Source organism: Psychroflexus sediminis (assembly GCF_900099815.1).
In the GTDB taxonomy this organism is placed as follows: domain Bacteria; phylum Bacteroidota; class Bacteroidia; order Flavobacteriales; family Flavobacteriaceae; genus Psychroflexus; species Psychroflexus sediminis.
In genome coordinates, this window is sequence record NZ_FNCW01000009.1 from 111,223 (window position 1) to 125,266 (window position 14,044).

The 14,044-nt window shown below is 36.7% G+C and carries 14 protein-coding genes; 11 read left to right on the forward strand and 3 right to left on the reverse strand.

Features of this window, described 5'->3' with window-relative positions; genetic code table 11:
• Positions 1–281 precede the first annotated feature (281 nt).
• The 3 genes from BLP81_RS09955 to msrA all read right to left on the reverse strand — a co-directional run bounded on the left by BLP81_RS09955 (position 282) and on the right by msrA (position 2,493).
• Entirely contained in the window at positions 282–1,010 is a 729-nt protein-coding gene (locus BLP81_RS09955) for a hypothetical protein (protein ID WP_093368320.1), read from the reverse strand.
• 349 nt (positions 1,011–1,359) lie between these two features.
• On the reverse strand, positions 1,360–1,944 hold the full coding sequence (gene folE / locus BLP81_RS09960) for a GTP cyclohydrolase I FolE (RefSeq protein WP_093368321.1): 585 nt from the start codon (positions 1,942–1,944) through the stop codon (positions 1,360–1,362).
• A gap of 3 nt (positions 1,945–1,947) precedes the next feature.
• Positions 1,948–2,493, reverse strand: coding sequence for a peptide-methionine (S)-S-oxide reductase MsrA (gene msrA, locus BLP81_RS09965; protein WP_093368322.1), 546 nt, complete (start codon positions 2,491–2,493; stop codon positions 1,948–1,950).
• 129 nt (positions 2,494–2,622) lie between these two features.
• Here msrA and BLP81_RS09970 point away from each other — a divergent pair, with 129 nt between their 5' ends.
• The 11 genes from BLP81_RS09970 to scpA all read left to right on the forward strand — a co-directional run bounded on the left by BLP81_RS09970 (position 2,623) and on the right by scpA (position 14,025).
• Positions 2,623–3,282 (forward strand): ABC transporter ATP-binding protein, encoded by a 660-nt coding sequence (locus BLP81_RS09970; RefSeq protein ID WP_093368323.1) that lies wholly within the window; start codon positions 2,623–2,625, stop codon positions 3,280–3,282.
• Positions 3,266–4,042 (forward strand): TIGR02757 family protein, encoded by a 777-nt coding sequence (locus BLP81_RS09975; protein WP_093368324.1) that lies wholly within the window; start codon positions 3,266–3,268, stop codon positions 4,040–4,042. The genes BLP81_RS09970 and BLP81_RS09975 overlap by 17 nt, the downstream gene beginning before the upstream one ends.
• A 78-nt stretch (positions 4,043–4,120) precedes the next feature.
• Positions 4,121–5,338 carry a sensor histidine kinase gene (locus tag BLP81_RS09980; protein WP_093368325.1) on the forward strand — a complete coding sequence of 406 codons (1,218 nt, stop codon included), beginning with the start codon at positions 4,121–4,123 and terminating at the stop codon, positions 5,336–5,338.
• A gap of 3 nt (positions 5,339–5,341) precedes the next feature.
• A complete protein-coding gene (locus BLP81_RS09985) occupies positions 5,342–7,264 on the forward strand; it encodes a BatA domain-containing protein (RefSeq protein ID WP_093368326.1) in 1,923 nt (640 codons plus the stop codon).
• Positions 7,265–7,269: 5 nt separating this feature from the next.
• Positions 7,270–8,520 (forward strand): dihydroorotase, encoded by a 1,251-nt coding sequence (locus tag BLP81_RS09990; RefSeq protein ID WP_245686451.1) that lies wholly within the window; start codon positions 7,270–7,272, stop codon positions 8,518–8,520.
• Entirely contained in the window at positions 8,510–8,863 is a 354-nt protein-coding gene (locus BLP81_RS09995) for a magnetosome magnetite crystal formation protein family (protein ID WP_093368328.1), read from the forward strand. The genes BLP81_RS09990 and BLP81_RS09995 overlap by 11 nt, the downstream gene beginning before the upstream one ends.
• On the forward strand, positions 8,863–9,522 hold the full coding sequence (locus BLP81_RS10000) for an alpha/beta hydrolase (RefSeq protein ID WP_093368329.1): 660 nt from the start codon (positions 8,863–8,865) through the stop codon (positions 9,520–9,522). The genes BLP81_RS09995 and BLP81_RS10000 overlap by 1 nt, the downstream gene beginning before the upstream one ends.
• A gap of 19 nt (positions 9,523–9,541) precedes the next feature.
• Entirely contained in the window at positions 9,542–10,150 is a 609-nt protein-coding gene (udk, locus tag BLP81_RS10005) for a uridine kinase (RefSeq protein ID WP_093368330.1), read from the forward strand.
• An 18-nt stretch (positions 10,151–10,168) separates the two neighbouring features.
• Positions 10,169–10,501 (forward strand): FtsB family cell division protein, encoded by a 333-nt coding sequence (locus BLP81_RS10010; RefSeq protein WP_093368331.1) that lies wholly within the window; start codon positions 10,169–10,171, stop codon positions 10,499–10,501.
• Positions 10,494–11,897, forward strand: coding sequence for a methylmalonyl-CoA mutase subunit beta (locus BLP81_RS10015; protein ID WP_093368332.1), 1,404 nt, complete (start codon positions 10,494–10,496; stop codon positions 11,895–11,897). Before BLP81_RS10010 ends, BLP81_RS10015 begins: the two co-directional genes overlap by 8 nt.
• Position 11,898: 1 nt before the next feature.
• On the forward strand, positions 11,899–14,025 hold the full coding sequence (gene scpA / locus BLP81_RS10020; RefSeq protein WP_093368333.1) for a methylmalonyl-CoA mutase: 2,127 nt from the start codon (positions 11,899–11,901) through the stop codon (positions 14,023–14,025).
• The last annotated feature ends 19 nt before the right edge of the window (positions 14,026–14,044 follow it).

Here is a 14,044-nt window from a genome sequence, read left to right on the forward strand (position 1 = left end):
GAGAAATAAATTTAATGGTTTATGGTCGTTATTCGATCCTTATATTGTTTCCCTGTTTTCATCTTATATGTATAAAAAGATAAAAAGGTTAAATTTTAATTTAACCCCATTTCTGAAATTTTCATTTCGAGACTTTTTACCATCTCATAGTACATGATGTACAATCACCAGCAACACAAGAATAGCCAACTGTTATTAAATTTCTTTTAATTTTCTTGAGAGAACATCCTGAAGATCCACTACTACAACTACATGAAATATCATCACCTTCCTCTAAAACTTCAGTTGATTTTTTTATAATTTTCAAGTGGAATTAAAAGAGATATTGTTTGTCCATAAAAATCAACTAAAACTGCTTTTGAATTTTTATTGTTAGGGGAATTTCCATCCCATAATTTATCGTAAAACCTTTTAAATTCAGATTCAAATTTTGGGAGTTTCATTAAAACATCAAAGCTGGGAACATTTTTATTTGAATTTTCCCTTTTTGAAGAATCTGTCATAAAATTAATGCCACTTTCAAGATTAATTAAACCTCCTCTTTGCCCATCTCCAATTTGATGAGTAAAAGAAGACTTGTTCTCTTCGATTGTTTCTTTTCCTCTGGAACCGGTACAAGATTCTGTACTACCTTCAGGACAGGCAGAACAACCAACAACTTTTCCTAATTTTACAACATCACAACCACCACTACAAGTGCTTTCGCATGTGTAACTACCACGATTTGCTATAAATGCTTTCCCATTAGCATCTGTTGCAATATAAATATAATTTTCAGGTAACTTAAAATCTAATCTCGAGCCATTATCACTAATTCGAGATTTTGTTCCTCTTGGTAAAACAATAGAACCAAATTTAATTCCTCCCATATCATAAGGTATCTTGGTAGATTCTAATAATTCATTTTGATTATCACCATTATTTAAATTATTTTCATCATTCGTACAAGCAACAAATGAAAAACTAAAAAACAAAATAATTAGCGCGAATAAAAGCTTAAATTTTTTCATAACAAATATTTTATAAATTAATGTATGTAAATTAATTAATATTTAATTATACTTAAGGTTTTACTTTTATTTTATATTCTTTTTAAGAAATAAATTGTGAATTTCTCAAGGATTGCTCAATTAATTTATGATCCTAGGATGAGGCTTACTTTTGTTGAAGAATTTTTGAACTCTACCAGCCCGTATATTTTAGTAATGGCTGAGAAATTGGCGAAGAAAATTATGATAAACGCATTCGCTTCATTGTTTTACTGGATCTATCTATACTCTTTAAGTTATTCACTATAAAATGGTATTAAAAAAGCATATCCTATTTTGAATATGCTTTTTTAAAATATCAGTTTAGATTTTAACTTATCAGCTTAAGAAATTCATTTCGGGTTTCCTGATTTCTAAAAGCACCTCTAAATCCTGAAGTCGTGGTGGCAGAATTTTGCTTCTGCACACCTCTCATCATCATACACATATGCTGAGCTTCAATAACTATCGCCACTCCTTTAGGTTGTAAGGTGTTGTTAATACATTCCAGAATATCACGGGTCAATCGCTCCTGAACCTGCAGACGTCTAGCGAAAACATCTACCACTCTAGGAATTTTACTGAGACCAACAATTTTGCCATTTGGAATGTATGCAATATGGACTTTACCAAAAAAAGGAAGCATATGGTGTTCACAAAGGGAATACAGTTCAATATCTTTTATCAAGACCATATCATCATAATCTTCTTCAAACATAGCTCCCAGCAAAATTTTCTGAGGATCCATCTCATAACCTTGAGTCAAAAACTGCATGGCTTTCGCAGCCCGTTCCGGTGTTTTTAAAATACCGCTTCTTGAAGGATCTTCTCCAATATTTTCTAAAATCGATAAATAATTTGATTTTATTTCCCCAACAAAAGGTTGGGTATATTCTTCGTAAGTTTTGTAAGACATGAGTTATGATTTGAGTTGATGGCTAAACTTTTTTCTTAAGGTGGCTAGTTTTGGTTCAATAACCAATTGACAATACCTGTTTTCAGTAAAATTGTTATAAAAATTCTGGTGTTCTTCTTCAGCTGAATAAAACTCTGAAGCCTGAGATAGCTTAGTCACAATTTTATCTTCAAATATTTTTTCGTACTCCAGTTCTTGAATGACAGCAATTGCCGTTTCTTTTTGTGATTCTGTATGGTAGAATATTTCACTTCTATATTGTTCCCCTACATCGTAACCTTGCCTGTTTAATGTTGTAGGATCATGAGTGGAAAAGAATACATATAACAGGGTTTTATAATCCACAACTTCTGGATTATAAGAAATTTGTATCGCTTCTGCATGACCTGTTCTACCCATCACCACTTCTCTATACGGTGGGTTTTTGATACGTCCGCCCGTAAAACCGGATTTTACCTCCTCTACGCCTTCAAGTCTTTGAAAAACAGCCTCCGTACACCAAAAACATCCGTTGGCAAACGTGGCTAATTGTAAATTTTGTTCTGACATAAATTATATTTTGTTGAACAAATCTACGTATATATTAAACATTATATTTTGATTTAAGGAAATATTAGTAGCTGATGACTTTTTTTTAATTCAGATTTTATTCTGACTTTTGAAGTTCAATTCCAATTCATGATAAAGGCCAGGCACATCAGCAAACATTACGGAGAGCTGAAAGTACTAAACAACATAAATCTAGAGATTCAACAGAAAGAAATTATTTCTATTGTTGGTCCCTCAGGAGTAGGAAAAACAACCTTGCTTCAAATTTTAGGTACTCTGGAACAACCGGATACCGAGAATAATTCAAGTATAGAGATTGCTGGTCAACAAATAAACGGGCTCAAGAAAAAGGCATTAGCCAGGTTTAGAAATCAAAATATCGGCTTTATATTTCAATTTCATCAATTGCTTCCAGAATTTTCTGCTTTAGAAAATATCTGTATACCCGCTTTTATTCATGGCACCTCGAGATGTGAAGCTGAAAAGCGAGCCAAAGAATTGCTTGGTTATTTAGATCTTGGCCACAGAGCAAATCACAAACCCAATGAACTCAGCGGAGGAGAACAACAGCGTGTAGCAGTGGCAAGAGCACTCATCAACCAGCCAAAAGTCATTTTTGCCGATGAACCTTCAGGAAATTTAGATTCTGCTTCTGCAGATAAACTTCATCAATTGTTTTTGAATTTAAGAGATGAATTTGATCAAACCTTTGTGATTGTCACTCACAACGATGAATTAGCAGACATGGCCGATCGAAAATTAGAGATGAGAGATGGCCAATTCGTCTAAAATCTTAGATTTAAAATCCTTTTTAGATGAAAAAGCTGAATTGTATAATCAGTTTAAGTTTATAGCTACCGATCCCATCTCCATACCCCATAAATTTCAGAAAAAAAAAGACATTGAAATTATCGGATTTTTAATAGCCACTATTGCCTGGGGTAATCGAAAAAGCATCCTCAATAACGGGGAAAAGCTATGTAAGATTTTACAATTTGAACCTTTTGACTTCATTCTAAACCACTCGGAAAAAGACCTTAAAGCCTGTGAAGGATTTGTACATAGAACCTTTAATGCCGAAGATTTAAAATATTTTATCAGAGCCTTAAAGTTTATTTACGTACAATATAATGGCTTAGAGTCTGTTTTTTCTACCTATCAAACTCAAAATTCTTTACAGCCAGCTATTCATCACTTTAAGTCTATTTTTTTTCAACTTGATCATAAAAAAAGAACCGAAAAGCATGTAAGCGACCCCGAAAAAAATTCAGCGGCAAAACGCATTAATATGTTTCTGCGCTGGATGGTGAGAAAGGATCAAAATGGTGTAGATTTTGGAATATGGGAGGCTTTGTCGCCATCCCTTTTATCTTGTCCGCTGGATGTGCATTCAGGAAGAATAGCCAGGGAACTCGGACTTCTTCACAGGAAACAAAACGATGCGAAAGCAGTGAAAGAACTGGATGAAAATTTAAGACTTCTGGACCCTAATGACCCTGTCAAGTATGATTTTGCGCTCTTTGGATTAGGTGCTTTTGAAAGTTTTTAAGAGTAAGCCTTCAGCTTTAATTTTTTGTATATTGCAGGTCGAATATATTTAGAATTAGTTTTATAAAATAAAACTTGAATGGAAACCAATCCCAAAAATGAATCCCAAAGACTAGAAGCCTTGAGGTCCTTGAATATCCTGGATACTTTACCTGAGCAGGAATATGACCAAATCACCAAGTTGGTAGCTTCTATCTGTGACACACCTATTGCTTTGATTTCATTACTTGATGAAGACAGGCAGTGGTTCAAATCTAAAATTGGAGTAGATTACTGCGAGACCAACAAGAAATATGCGTTTTGCAATCTTGCTATACAAGCCGACGATGAATTAATGGAAGTTTCCGATACTCGAAAAGATGAAAGATTTCATGAAAATCCTCTTGTTAACGGCAAAGATCAAATAATTTTTTATGCAGGAGTTCCTCTTAGAGATAAATATGGTTACGCCTTAGGAACCCTTTGCGTTTTAGATCACCAGCCGAGAACTCTATCGCCCCAGCAAAGAGAAGGCATTTTATCTTTGGCCAACCAGGTTATCAAATTATTTGAGCTTCATGCCATCAATAGAGGTTTAAAAAAGACTCAAAAACAATTAAAAGAAAAAAACGCCCAACTAAGGAATTTTGCTGGCGTAGTCTCTCATGATATGAAAATGCCTTTGGCCAATATGATTGTGACTATAGATGTTTTGAAAGCAAAATACAAAGGCAAACTAGACGAAGCGGGCTTAGACTATCTCAATAATTTGAAAAAATCCTCTTTTCAGTTAAGTGACTATATCTCTAATATTCTCACGCATTACGAAAGTGACTCCATCACCAATAATGAAGACGCTCTTGAGAAATTTGATTTTCATACGCTTGTGGAGGATATTGTTGAAATGCTGGATATCGGTGATGATTGTGATATCACTTTTCCAGAAGATAGCGATAAGATTTACACCAACAGGATCGCTTTGGAGCAAATTCTACTCAATTTGATAGGGAATAGCTTAAAATACAACGATAAAGATAAAATTGAGATTCATATCGATTTCAGGAAAGAACCTCATTTTTATCGTTTTTTCGTCAAAGACAATGGTATTGGCATCCCAAAAGACAAACAAAAAGAAATTTTTAATTTGTTTTCAACCGCTGCAGACAATGACAGAAAAGGCAATAAGGGAAATGGTATCGGATTGTCTACCGTGAAGAAAATGATACATAATTTGGGGGGTAAAATATCAGTAAATTCTGTAGAAGGACAAGAAACCACCTTTGAGTTTACTATAGAACGCACTAAAAAAGTGAATTAAACTATGATTTTTGAAAATCCCGAGGTTCTTTACTTTTTATTTTTGCTTCTCATCCCTCTTTTAGTTCATTTATTTCAGCTCAGGAAATACAAAACTACTAAATTTAGCAACGTTGCCCTTCTGGAACGTATTAAGTTGCAGTCCAGAAAAAGCTCCACGATCAAAAAATGGTTAATCCTTTCCACCAGACTTTTAGGTCTGGTTTTTTTAGTTTTGGCCTTTGCCAAGCCTTTTATTCCCTCCACCGAAACCGCCTTAAAAGATAACGAAATCGTCATCTATCTGGACAACTCTTTTTCTATGGAATTACAGGGCGAGCGTATGACATTACTCGAAGAAGCCAAGCAAAATTTATGGAATCAACTCGGTAAGGAGCAGAGGTTTTCATTATTTACAAACGACAAGAGTTGGAAAAATGTCACGAAGAGCTCGATCAAAGCAGATTTTTTTTCTATTGATTTTGCTCCCGTTCAACTAAGTTTTGAAAACATAGTGCTTCAAGCGGAGTCTTTGTTTCAAAAACCCGAGTCTAATCATAGTTTATTTATGATATCAGATGCGCTTAACTTTGAAGATGGCGTTCGCCTGAAGTCTCCTGGAAATCTGGAATTATTTCTAATCCTTGAACAAGCTTTTTCGCTTGAAAATTTCAGTATTGATTCTGCTAAGTTAAGAACCAGTAACAGCACTAAAATTATACAAGCAGAAATCAGATCAAATGCTCAAACAGGACAGGATATTACAGTATCACTTTACGATAACAATGAACTCATAGCAAAAACAAAAGCAATTTTTGAAGAATCTTTATCTGCACAAGTGGATTTTAATTTGTCTACCAGGGATTTTAAAAATGGAAAGTTAGAAATAGAAAGCGACGTTATGTCCTATGACAATGTTTTGTTTTTCAGCTTAAATAAAGAAAAAAGGATTAAGGTCTTAGCTTTGAATGGGCAATCCAGTGCTTATAAATCCTTTCTGCCTTCCATTTATCAAACAGATTTGTTTGATTTTGATGAGTATTCGATTAATAGTTTTGATTATTCTAAAATTTCAGAAGCAAGCCTTGTTATTTTAAATGAACTTGAGAATATCAATCCTATCCTCATCAGTCGATTAAGAGACTTTCAAAATAATGGCGGCACTTTGGTTATCATTCCCCACGTATCTACAACTCCAGGATACTTTAAGCAGCTTGAGGGCCTTCCAAATATTTATGAAAATTCAACAACTACATCAAGAGAAGTTACAGGCATCAATTTTGAACATCCTTTGTTTGAAAATGTATTTTCAGAGAAGATTCAAAATTTTGATTATCCATCTTCTTCTTTAGTTTTGGACATTCATCCCTCCTTCACGCCTATTTTAAAATTTAGTAATGGGCAAGCCTTCTTAGCAGAAAAGAATCAGGTTTATAGTTTTGCTTCCCCCCTAAATACTGACATATCCAATTTCATCAATTCGCCATTAATAGTTCCTGTATTTTATAATATAGCCCTGCAAAGTAGTCCAAGCCCTCAACTCTATTCTATTATTGGTCAAAAAAACCTTATCAAGGTAAAAGCGAATCTTGGAAAAGATGAGGTTTTAAAACTCAAAAACGAGAATCAACAAGTGATTCCTCAACAAACCCGAATCGGGAATTCTATCCAAATCAACACGCAGTATCAACCAAAATCGCCCGGACATTATCAACTTAGTCAAGACGACTCGGTTTTAATGAACTTAAGTTTTAATCACGACCGTAACGAAAGTCAACTCAACCCGTTAGATTTGAGTTCTTTAGAAACCAAAAGCTTTTCTTCTATTCCAGAAGCCTTTAATTCTTTTACAGAAGAACGAAAAATCCTTGAGCTTTGGGTTTGGATGCTTATTTTTGCATTTGGTTTCTTTCTAGTGGAACTTTTAATTCTAAGATTTTTAAAATAATGCCTATGTCTTCCCTGCTTTTAAAATCTGCTAAAATTCTTGACTCAGAGAGTCCTTATCATTTGAAAACCAAGGATATTTTCATAGAACATGGAGTAATCACCAAAATTGAAGACAAACTAGAAAAAGCTGATAGGATTATAAGTTTTGAAGACTTACATGTCTCCGGTGGATTTTTTGATAGTTCTGTTTCATTTGGCGAGCCAGGTTTTGAAGAACGAGAAACCCTCAGTAACGGAGTTGTTACAGCGAGAAAATCCGGTTTCACAAGTTTTTTGTTAAACCCAAATCTCAATCCCATAACCGATACAAATTCATCGGTTAAGTTTTTACAGCAGCAAATTGACAAGCAGCTCATAGACATCAAGCCGCTTGGTGCCTTAACCAAAGGCTTCGACGGGAAGAATCTTGCAGAACTTTATGACATGCAAATGGCAGGTGCAGTTGGATTTTATGACTTCAAAACACCTGTCGCAGATGCAAACTTATTTAAAATAGCTTTGCAATATGTGAAGGCTTTTGACGGTTTAGTTTTTTCTTATCCTCAGGACAAATCCATAGCCGGAAAAGCACAAGTGAATGAAGATGAACTGACTACTTACATCGGTTTAAAAGGCATGCCAAATCTAGCTGAAGAACTTCAAATCGCAAGAGATCTCTATATTTTAGACTATACAGGTGGAAGATTACATATTCCAAACGTCTCCACTAAAGCTTCTGTTCAGCTGATAAAAAAAGCGAAAGCCAGAGGACTCAAAGTGACTTGTAGTGTGGCTTTACCACATTTATTCTTTACCAGTGAAAAGCTTGAAACCTTTGACAGTAAGTACAAAATCTTTCCTCCTTTACGAACCCGGGAAGATCTTAAGGCTTTAAAAAAGGCTGTAAGGGACGGAATTATCGATATGCTGACCTGTGACCACGAACCTATGGACGAAGAGCACAAAGCGCTCGAATTTGAAAATGCCAGCTATGGCAGTATTGGTCTAGAATCGGCATTTTCAGTAGTGAATACTTTATTTGGTGTCGAAAAAGCTTCAGCATTACTTTCTAAACCCAAGACGAAATTTGGACTGGAGACCTCAAAAATTGAAGTTAACCAACGGGCAGATTTAAGCTTATTCAACCCAAATTCAAAATATACATTTCAAAAACAGCATATATTTTCTAAATCCAAAAACAGTATATTTCTTGGCGAAAGCCTTACAGGAAAAGTTTTTGGAAGTATTTATAACGATTCGTTCTATGAAAATTAAAAAGGAAAGAAGCGGAAAAACCGCTGCTATTGTGGCCTATTTCACCATATTTGGAAGTATTTTGGCCCTATTTCTCAATGCCGATGAAAACAAGCATGAGTTTGCAAGTTTTCATATCAGACAGGCTTTGGGCATAAATTTACTTATCATTTTATTTGGTGTGTTCATCAATGGATTGTACGATAGCTTGACTGAATTACAAAATATGATGGTGGGCTCTGCTTTTTATTTGGCTTATTTTATCCTTTGGATTTACGGATTTATTGGGGCCGTTTCTGGAAAAGAAAACAAAGTGCCACTGATTGGAAACCTGTGCCAAACCATTTTTAAAAAACTAACCTAATGACAACTAAAGATTTATCTCTGACCCACCTCATAAGACCTTCTAGCTTATCTGGAAATGCGCCACTCCTACTCATGCTTCACGGTTACGGAAGCGACGAAAATGATTTGTTTTCATTTGCTGGCGAATTGCCTGATGAATACTTGATTATTTCTCTGAAAGCTCCACATTCTTTACAACCGATGGGAAATGCATGGTATGCCATTAATTTTGATGCGCAACAAGGAAAATTTAGTGATGTGGAACAGGCGATAGAGTCTAGAGAACTGGTCAAGACATTTATTGAAGAAGCGCTTAATGCCTATCCCATTGATCCTGAAAACATCACCCTGCTAGGTTTTAGCCAGGGTACCATTTTAAGCTTTGCTTTAGGACTTTCCTATCCTCACCTGTTGAAAAATATCATAGGCCTTTCTGGATACGTGGATCCCAACATGCTTAAAGCGGGATATGAGACGAACGATTTCAGCCGGTTAAAAATTTATAATTCTCATGGAAAAGTGGACCAGGTCATCCCTGTAGAGTGGGCTAGAAATAATAAGCCATTTCTAGAACAATTGGATATCGACTTAACCTATGAAGAATATCCTGTGGGTCATGGTATCAATCCACAAAATTTCCAAAGTTTCAAAAACTGGCTAGAAAAACAAAACAACTAATTTTTTATACGTATTAATTATGCTCATTATTGGCATTGCTGGGGGAACTGGAAGTGGTAAAACTACTGTGGTGAACCAAATTATAAACGAATTACAACACGATGAAGTCGATGTGATTTATCAAGATTCTTATTACAAGGATTTGTCGCATTTGTCTATGGAGGAGCGTAAAGAAATCAATTTTGATCATCCAAAGTCTATTGATTTTGATCTTTTTGTAGAACATTTAAAAATCTTGAAATCAGGTGAATCTATCCAGCAGCCTGTATATTCCTTCAAAGAACACAATAGAACCCAAGAGACCATCACTACAAAACCCAGAAAAGTGATGATTGTAGAGGGAATTTTGATTTTTACACATCCTGATATCAGGGAGATGTTTGATATTAAGATTTTTGTTCATGCCGATAGTGACGAACGACTGATGAGACGTCTCAAGCGAGACATCTCTGAACGTGGAAGGAATCTCGATGAAGTTTTGAATCGTTACAAAAGAACTTTAAAACCCATGCATCAGCAGTTTATAGAGCCTACCAAGGAATATGCCGACATCATCATCCCAAATAATCGCTTCAATACAGTGGCTATAGATATAGTTCAAACTATAATAAAGGAAAGACTCCTGTAATTTTAGTAACTTACAGCTATGAAATATAAAGACCTGAAGAAAAAACCCTGGTTCAAATTTATGAGCAACAAATATGTGCTGGTGCTCACGGTCTTTATCATCTGGATGCTGTTTTTAGACAGTAATTCTTGGCTGGTTCACAGAGAACTAAACCAAGAAATTGATAAAATTGAAGCCAACAAATTATATTATGAAAATGAAATCCAAAAGGATAAACGGATTCTAAAAGAACTGGATGATAGTATTGAGATAGAACGATTCGCCAGAGAAACCTATTTCATGAAGCGATCAAATGAAGATATTTACATTATTGAATACGAGGATAGCTTAAACACCGATAAAGATGAGTAAGAGATTATTTGATGAATTTGATTCCGTTTCGGCTAAAGCCTGGAAGCAAAAAATACAAGTTGATTTAAAAGGAGCTGATTATAATGAAACCCTTGTCAATTCTACCGATGAAGGCATAGATATAAAACCTTTTTATCATGCAGATCATCACGATTACGAATTTTCACTTCCAGATTCACCAGCCTGGTATGTGACTGAAAAGCTTTATCTGGAAAATGTTGATATCACCATAGAAAATGCCAAAGATGTTATAGAGCGAGGTGCAGAAAGTCTGTGGATCATCGTTCCTGAAGCTGACGGTAAAAAATTAGAGTTTTTTGAAGCTTTAAAAGATGATAAAACACCTCTCTATGTAGAGGTTTTGTTTCAAGATCTTGAATTTTTAAAGAAATTAAACCACGTCCTTGACAATCAAAACAAGAAAGTTTGGGCAGGTTTCGATCCTGTGCATCAGTTGGCTTCCTCTGGAAACTGGTTTAAAAATCAAAAAACAGATTTTGAAGTTTTTTTAAAAACAGCAAAATTTTCAAGCTTTAAAAATCAGATTAATGTTGATGCCAGGCTATATCAAAATTCCGGCGGACTTATCATTCAACAGCTTGCCTATGGACTGGCTCATCTCAACGAGTATTTAAATGTTTTGCACCAAGACGATTCGAAATGGACTGCCTTAAATGTCAATTTCGTTATAAGTCTAGGGTCTAATTACTTTTTTGAAATAGCAAAATTGAAAGCCTTCCGACTTTTGGTCAGTAATTTAGCCAGCGTGTATGAAGTAGATATTGAACTCAACATCATCGCAGAGCCCAGCAAGCGCAATCACAGCATTTATGATTACAATATGAATATGCTGCGAACCACTACTGAGTGTATGAGTGGTATTTTGGGTGGAGCCGACTGGGTTAACAACCTGGCTTACGATGAAGTTTTTCATAAACGCAACGAATTCGGCGAACGCATTTCCAGAAATCAGCTGCTGATTCTGAAACAGGAAAGCTATTTTGATAAGGTCTTAAATCCTGTGGATGGGACCTATTATATTGAAAGTTTAACCAGGGAACTGGCAGAAAAAGCCTTAGGCATTTTTAAAACGATTGAAGCTGGTCAGGGCTTCATTCATCAGTTATTCGAAGGGAAAATTCAAAAGAAGATAAGGGAAAGTGCTGAAAAAGAACAAGCCAAGGTCAATTCCGGGGAATTCACCCTGCTTGGACTCAACAAGTATAAAAACCTGGAAGATCGTATGTCCCAGAACTTAGAGCTTTTTCCATTTCTTAAGCAACATCAGCGAAAAACACTTATAGAGCCTATTCTTGAGAAGCGACTGGCCGAACCCCTTGAAAAAGAAAGGCTGGATAAAGAAAAAACCCATCCATCTTCAAAATCGAATGCGTAGTATGGAAAGAAAAGATATACAGCAGATCACTTTAAAGTCGGCTTCTCGCAAGCCGCAGGAAGAAATCACTAAATTTAAAACTGCAGAGCAGATCAAATTAAAATCGACTTATGCTCAAGACGATTTAGAGAAGGTAGAACATCGGGATTTTGTAGCTGGACTGGCTCCTTATTTGCGCGGGCCCTACTCAACCATGTACGTCAGAAGACCCTGGACCATACGACAATACGCCGGGTTTTCTACTGCAGAGGAAAGCAATGCCTTTTACAGGAGAAATCTTGCTGCCGGACAAAAAGGGCTTTCAGTAGCCTTCGATTTGCCAACCCACAGGGGGTATGACAGTGATCATGAACGCGTCGTTGGCGATGTCGGTAAAGCCGGAGTAGCCATCGATACCATCGAAGATATGAAGGTATTGTTCGATCAGATTCCTTTGGATAAAATGTCGGTTTCTATGACCATGAATGGTGCCGTTTTACCTATAATGGCATTTTATATCGCCGCTGCTGAAGAAACCGGTGTTGAGCAGGAACAACTTTCAGGAACGATTCAAAATGACATTTTGAAGGAGTTTATGGTAAGAAATACCTACATCTACCCTCCCACACCATCGATGAAAATCATATCCGATATTTTTGAGTTTACATCTCAAAATATGCCCAAATTCAACAGCATCAGTATTTCGGGATATCACATGCAGGAGGCCGGAGCTACAGCAGATATTGAATTGGCTTACACCCTTGCAGACGGACTAGAATACATCAAAAAAGGACTGGATGCGGGCATGGACATCGATACTTTTGCACCACGACTTTCCTTTTTTTGGGGCGTGGGCATGAATCATTTTATGGAGATTGCCAAAATGAGAGCAGCCAGAATGCTTTGGGCCAAACTGGTAAAACGCTTTAACCCCAAAAATCCAAAATCCTTAGCACTTAGAACCCACTCACAGACCAGTGGATGGACACTTACCGAGCAAGACCCCTTCAATAATGTGGCAAGAACCTGCATAGAAGCTACTGCTGCTGTGTTTGGCGGAACGCAAAGCTTACATACCAACGCCCTTGACGAAGCTATAGCCCTCCCGACTGACTTTTCTGCACGCATAGCAAGAAACACACAAATTTACCTTCAGGAAGAAACGGGAATCACCAATACTGTAGATCCCTGGGCTGGCAGTTATTATGTTGAAAAACTGACACACGACATTGCTCAACAGGCCTGGAAACACATTGAAGAAGTGGAAGAGCTTGGAGGCATGACCAAGGCTATAGAAGCTGGAATTCCTAAACTGAGAATAGAACAGGCCGCAGCTAAAAAGCAGGCCAGAATCGATAGCGGGACCGATAAAATCATCGGTATCAATGCCTATAGACTGAAAAAGGAAGATCCTATTGTCACCCTGGAGGTGGATAACCAAACCGTGAGAAGACAACAACTTGAAAAACTTTCTAAAATAAAAGCGGAGCGCGATGATAAGAAAGTTAAACACACTCTGAACGAGCTCACCCGAATCGCTAAAGAAGAAAACGGCAATCTTTTAGAAGCAGCCGTCATAGCTGCCAGAGAAAGAGCCACTCTGGGCGAAATAAGCGATGCTTTGGAAGAAGTCTATGGCAGACATCAAGCCAAAATACAATCCTTTAGTGGTGTTTATAGCAAAGAGATGAAAACAGATGAATCCTTTAGTAAAGCGCAAGCCTTAGCCGATGAGTTTGCTGAAAAAGAAGGCCGCCGACCAAGAATCATGATTGCCAAAATGGGACAGGATGGTCACGACAGAGGTGCCAAAGTGGTAGCGACAGGCTATGCCGATGTTGGTTTTGACGTGGATATAGGTCCGCTGTTTCAAACCCCGCAGGAAGCGGCCAGACAGGCCGTAGAAAACGATGTGCATATTCTTGGTGTGTCTTCCCTGGCTGCTGGACATAAAACATTGGTTCCCGAGGTTATTGCTGAACTCAAAAAACTGGGCAGAGAAGATATTATGGTAATCGTAGGTGGGGTCATCCCTTCAGCGGATTATAAATTTCTCTTCGATGCAGGTGCTGTAGCGGTTTTTGGACCAGGAAGCAAAATCAGTGATGCTGCGATTCAGATTTTAGAGATCTTAAATGATAGTTTTTAAACAATTTTAAGCTTAAATT